Below are 5,401 nucleotides of genomic sequence, written 5' to 3' on the forward strand. Positions count from 1 at the left end.
ACGATTGTTCCAGACCTGATTCAGGATATTTAAGAATAGGTTATTACCAATAGCCCATACTCTTGAGTCGAGTCAGGGCTAAATAAACGTTTGTATGAGAGTTTAAAAAGCTTCAGTGTGTCTTTTTGTGCGCATAACTGTTCCAAATGTAAGATTCTCTTAGGTAATAATATGGACAAAGTTTGCTTTTAAGTATTCCAAGAACAGCGACAGCCTGTAAGGTACATGCTTACGTGTTGGATACATTCCATAAATATTGATGATTGGGAATTCTGCAACGTCTTGTATCTTTACTAAGTCGCCACGTTTAACGTGCGAGTTTACAAATATGCTCGGTATCATAGCGATACCCATTCCATCGACAGTTGCTTCAATAAGCGTGTTTGTGTCTGAAATAACCGCGACCCACGGTTGTCGATACGAAAGGCTTTTGCCATCGACATTAAGCATCCAATAATCGCCATCTCTTGAGTCTCCCATATGCAGGCAATCATGATTTTTTAGCTCTTTATAATCAGAGGGGGCTTGATACTCATCTATATATGACGGAGCTGCATACAGCCCAAACTCGGACTCACCAAGCTTAGTTGCAATGTAAGATGAATCTTGTAACTCTAATGCGAATCGAATACTAAGGTCTATCTCCTCTTCAATCAGGTTTGACTTACTGTTTGATAAGGCGAGATCAAAGCGAATCCCCTTATAGTCTGATCGAAAATTTTTAATGGCCTTCATTAGAAACGGGCCCATTGCATCGGGAGCGGACAGGCGAATAAGGCCTTCTGGATTATTCTGATGGGCGGTTGTTAGCGAGTCTTCCAGTTGCTCTATCTGGCTCAATACTGTTTGTGCACCTTCATAATACGCTTTTCCTCCTGGGGTAAGGTGCATACTGCGTGTGGTACGATTTAAAAGTACAAACCCTAAAGACTCTTCCATCGCAGCAATGTGTCTGCCGACAATCGCTGGGGTGATGCCCAATGCTTTGGCCGCCTTAGAAAAGCTGCCCCTATCTACAACCGTGCAAAATAGCTGCATATTCCGATACTTATCCATTTGATACCTTTAGTATTAAGTAAAGTTACTTTTGGCCATATTGTTCTACTTATTAATGTTAATTATCTTTTATTTTATCTTCAACGATGATTAGGAAAGAACAATGTCTATTACTTCAAAGCTGGCCACTTTAACGCTAACGATCGGCATGATCGCAGGAGCTAGTGCAGCAGAAGGCTTTGACCCATCGAAGCCAGTATTAAAAGAGCTAAAGAATGGTGTCTATCAGTATTCCCAGTTTTTTTATAACAGCTTAGTTGTTGTTACAGACGAAGGAGTGATTATTACTGACCCTTCAGGCGATACTCGCTCTGCGCAAATGATGAAAGAAATCCGTAAAGTGACAGGCAAGCCAGTCAAAAAAGTTATTTACTCCCATGATCACTTTGATCACTCTCGTGGCGGCAATATTTTTAAACAGCAAGGCGCTGAGTTTATCGCTCAAGAAAATTGCTCAGACCTTCTTTCGCGTGATTTGGAAGATAAGGTGGTTTATCCAACAACAACTTACAAAGACGAAATGACGGTTTCGTTAGGGGGAAAGAACGTCGACCTACATTATTACGGAAAGAGCGATGGTAACTGCATGAGTATTGTTCACATGCCTGAAGACAAAGTATTAGTTGCAGTAGATTGGCACTTACCGCAGTACCTAGTGAGTTCAGGGCGTTTAATCGAGCAGGACTACGTAGCCACATTGAATACGATTAAGCGCGTACGTAAAGAGCTAGAGTTCGATACCATCATAAATGGTCATATCCCTACCGATTCACCAGAACTGCTAGAAGAGAGTGAAGAGTTTGCTCAGGCTTTATTCGATGCGGTTTGGAAAGGGCTACAAGATGGTAAATCCGTTGATGAATTAAAAGACTCAGTAAAGCTGCCTAAATTCAGCCATTGGAATGGCTACGAGGAACATTTGCCAGCTCACGTTGAGCGCATGGCTTACTCAATTTGGCATGGCAATTAATAGGAGCAAATGATGAAACTGCATGTATTTGATAGTTGCCCATTTTGCGTTCGTGTTAAGACCGTTATTGGACTTAAAAATATTGATTGTGAGATTAGCCCTATAGTTTTGGGGCAATTGCCAGAGTCGCTAGAGGGGAAACTCGAAAGGCTAACTGTCCCTGTGCTTGAACAGCGACAGCATGATGGTGAGCATACGGTGATGGTTGAGAGCCTCGACATTATCCGCCACTTGGATCAACAAGGTGACCCGATGTTCACCAGTTACGAAGTATCAAACTTATTGAAGAATCTTCTACAGCGGCTTTACCCGATATCTGCGCAGCTTTTATATCCGCGCATGCCACAGCTTAATCTCCCAGAGCTATCTACGCCTGATGCCCTCAGTATATTTGTTGAGTCGCGTAAAGAAACACTAGGCCAATCCATTGATCAGGCGCTGGAGAGAACAAAAGAGTACCTTCCTGAGCTTAAAGGACTCTTGGAAGAGCTGGATACCTTGCTCGATATTGATGCTCTTGTCACTGGCGAGCGCAAATTGAACATCAATGACATTGCTGCATTCTCCGAGCTAAGAAACTACACAATGGTCGCCGAACTAGAAATGAGTGAACGCATGATGAAGTTTGTTAGTTTCATCGCGTCATGCTCTGGTGTGTCGCTATATCCACCAATCGGTCAATAATGGAGTTCAAGATGGCAGGCAACAACTTTTTCCAACTGCTCGTTATTTTTTCACTCATACCTTTGGGGCCACTGGCTATTGATGTCTACTTGCCATCTTTCCCACAGATGATCGAGTCTTTCTCTGCCTCTGATAGCGAAATAAGACAGACGATTTCGATTTACGTTCTGGCTCTGGGTGTGAGTCAACTCATTGCGGGCCCGATCTCTGACCGAAACGGGCGTAAATTCTCAGCCATGCTCGGGCTACTCATGTATGCAGCAGGTAGCTTGTTGGTTGTGGCATCTTCCTCTTTAGAAATGCTGTACGCAGCGCGAGGTTTACAAGGTGTCGGCGCTTCATTCACGATGATCACCGCTATGGCTTGGGTTCGAGACAACTACGAAGGTGACGTTGCGGGTAAGTGGTTAAGCTATATGGGCGGTGTGACCAGTGCAGTACCAACCATTGCCCCGCTTGTTGGTAGTGGGTTGGCGCTTTTGTGGGGTTGGACAGGTGGCTTCTATCTTATGGCTGGGTTAGCTCTGCTGCTGTTTGTTATGTCAGCTGTCGCACTTCAATCTAAGAAGAGTGTTAAGGCTACGGTTAATGTAAAAGACACACAGGCGCTTAAATGTAATGTGCGCGATATATTAACCAATAGGACATTCTTGGTGTACTCACTGGCTAACATGCTCAGCTTTGGCGCACTACTGACTTACATTTCGGTGGCCCCAATTGTTGCAATCAGTAAGGGTGGATTTTCTCAAGTGCAGTTCTCTCTTGTGTTCGGCGTGATTGGAGTAGTTCAAATACTTGCTAGCCTTATCGCTCCCAGATTGATGAAGTCGTTTGGCCGTAGGAATACTGTGCGATTGGGTGCCGCTGTGATCACTGTCGGAGGAATAGGTTTGTTGTTTATTAGCTCAAATGCGACTTATGCGTTCTTCGCATTATCGGCATTAGGAGCGGCTGGATTTAGCCTTTTATCTGGTTCTGCTACATCAATTGCACTTGAACCCTTTAAGTATTGTGCTGGCTTAGCGACATCTATCGACGGCTTTTTCAGAATGATAGGAGGCGCAATGCTTGTTGCAGTTTCTGGGTTCATGGGCATTAGCAGTGTCTCTACGTTGGCTGTCGTTATGATGCTATCAATGGTGCCAGTGTTATTGGTGACATTAGACAATCGAATGATTAATTCAGCCCTTAGAGACTTAGGCTAGCCCTAAATAAAAAATGACAAGGAGAAATATAATGAAACTAAAGAGCATCCTTTCGTTAATGGTAGCAATGTTACCTAGTGTCGCTTTAGCCAATATACCTGGACATCAATCTTTTTCAGTGGTTATGCCTCATCATGATAACAAGCTCATGCAAGGTAATATTTTTTATCCTGTGACAGAGCAAGAGTCAAAGGGTCTGTTTGGAAAAGGGCCTACGTTCGAAAAGATAAATGTTATTGAAAATACTGAGATTGCAGAAGGTAAGTTCCCTTTAGTTGTTTACAGCCATGACTGGGATGGGGGATTAGGACCACAGTCATGGATAGTGGCAGACTTAGCTGCCCGTGGTGCAATAGCTGTTCATATTGATCATAACTATTCATTGTGGGGGCAAAATAACGTAGCAAAGGCTCTCAACCATTGGACACGAGTCCAGGATATTGAAGAGACAATAAGCTATGTATTGAATAGTGAGCAATTTGCTACTTCCGTCGATAAAAGCAGAATAATGATCGTTGGATTTGGTGAAGGGGGGCTAACAGCCCTGACAGCGGGTGGGTTAAATGCAAGCCTTGAGGGCGTTATAAAAGCATGTGAAACGTATCAAGGCAAGATACGTTACTGCGATCAAATGATGTCTCCTGAGGTCGATTTATCCAACTATGATCAAGATAAATGGAATGCCAGTTATAAAATTGAAAGCGTTACGAGTGTCGCTGTTATCGAACCTTCGCTCGTTCATGGACTTGAACGTAGTGATACACTGAACTTGGTTGATGATGTCACTTTGTTTAGCTTTAAGGACGGCAACAAATATGATTACGCGACGGATATAGATGTGAGTGGGCTAGCAACCATACTTCCCGACGCAACACGTGTTAACTTCAATCCTGCTTATCGATTTTCTGCGGCTTTAAAATGCAAACCAGGTGTCGAGAAAAAGCTAGCAGAAGAAGGACGTTTTCCTATTTGTACGGATCCGGCAGGCAGCGATCGCGACAGTATCCATAGTCAAATTATCGATACTTTAGCGTTGAAGCTGAGTCTGAAATAAGCAGTTGCAAAATCTTGCCATGGACTGGAAAAGCACTGCGAGATTAAAACGACTAAGTGCTAGTCTTTCACGGCATCGCACTCAGAGGTATGGATGTTGAAAAGCTGACATCACTCCTTACCTCTGGCTTAAACAAAGTATTGTTCCGGCAATTATGCCGTCTACTTTGGGGGAAAGGACCTGAGCGAGCCGCGAGTTTATTATCAGTCCTAGTAATCTATTCATTCAACCTGACGCACTTGCATATGTAACCGTGGCAATATCTAAATCAAATTATCTATAAGAAATCTCCTACCCGAAGTGTGTACTGATATAAGCATGCCCTTTCCAACCTAAAATCATATTCTTTCTTAACTTCCTGACATTCAAAAGAGCCTCACCTGATCTTAACTGCAAAATGAAACGTAACTGGTTGCCCAAAAAGGGAAGAAA

General features: G+C 43.3%; 5 protein-coding genes. 4 read left to right on the forward strand and 1 reads right to left on the reverse strand.

Annotated elements, in window-relative coordinates:
- Positions 1-159: 159 nt before the first annotated feature.
- Entirely contained in the window at positions 160-1,056 is an 897-nt protein-coding gene (locus AC4MRV_RS21430) for a LysR family transcriptional regulator (protein ID WP_491189314.1), read from the reverse strand.
- 103 nt (positions 1,057-1,159) lie between these two features.
- Between AC4MRV_RS21430 and AC4MRV_RS21435 the strand changes: the two genes are divergently transcribed.
- The 4 genes from AC4MRV_RS21435 to AC4MRV_RS21450 are packed head-to-tail and all read left to right on the forward strand — an operon-like array spanning position 1,160 to position 4,969.
- Entirely contained in the window at positions 1,160-2,026 is an 867-nt protein-coding gene (locus AC4MRV_RS21435) for an MBL fold metallo-hydrolase (protein ID WP_491189315.1), read from the forward strand.
- Positions 2,027-2,038: 12 nt separating this feature from the next.
- Positions 2,039-2,710 carry a glutaredoxin 2 gene (grxB, locus tag AC4MRV_RS21440; protein WP_491189316.1) on the forward strand — a complete coding sequence of 224 codons (672 nt, stop codon included), beginning with the start codon at positions 2,039-2,041 and terminating at the stop codon, positions 2,708-2,710.
- An 11-nt stretch (positions 2,711-2,721) separates the two neighbouring features.
- Positions 2,722-3,915, forward strand: a complete 1,194-nt coding sequence (locus tag AC4MRV_RS21445; protein ID WP_491189317.1) for a multidrug effflux MFS transporter — start codon at positions 2,722-2,724, stop codon at positions 3,913-3,915.
- A 31-nt stretch (positions 3,916-3,946) separates the two neighbouring features.
- Positions 3,947-4,969, forward strand: a complete 1,023-nt coding sequence (locus AC4MRV_RS21450) for an alpha/beta hydrolase family protein (RefSeq protein WP_491189318.1) — start codon at positions 3,947-3,949, stop codon at positions 4,967-4,969.
- The last annotated feature ends 432 nt before the right edge of the window (positions 4,970-5,401 follow it).

The sequence above is a fragment of the Vibrio sp. genome, from assembly GCF_984391705.1.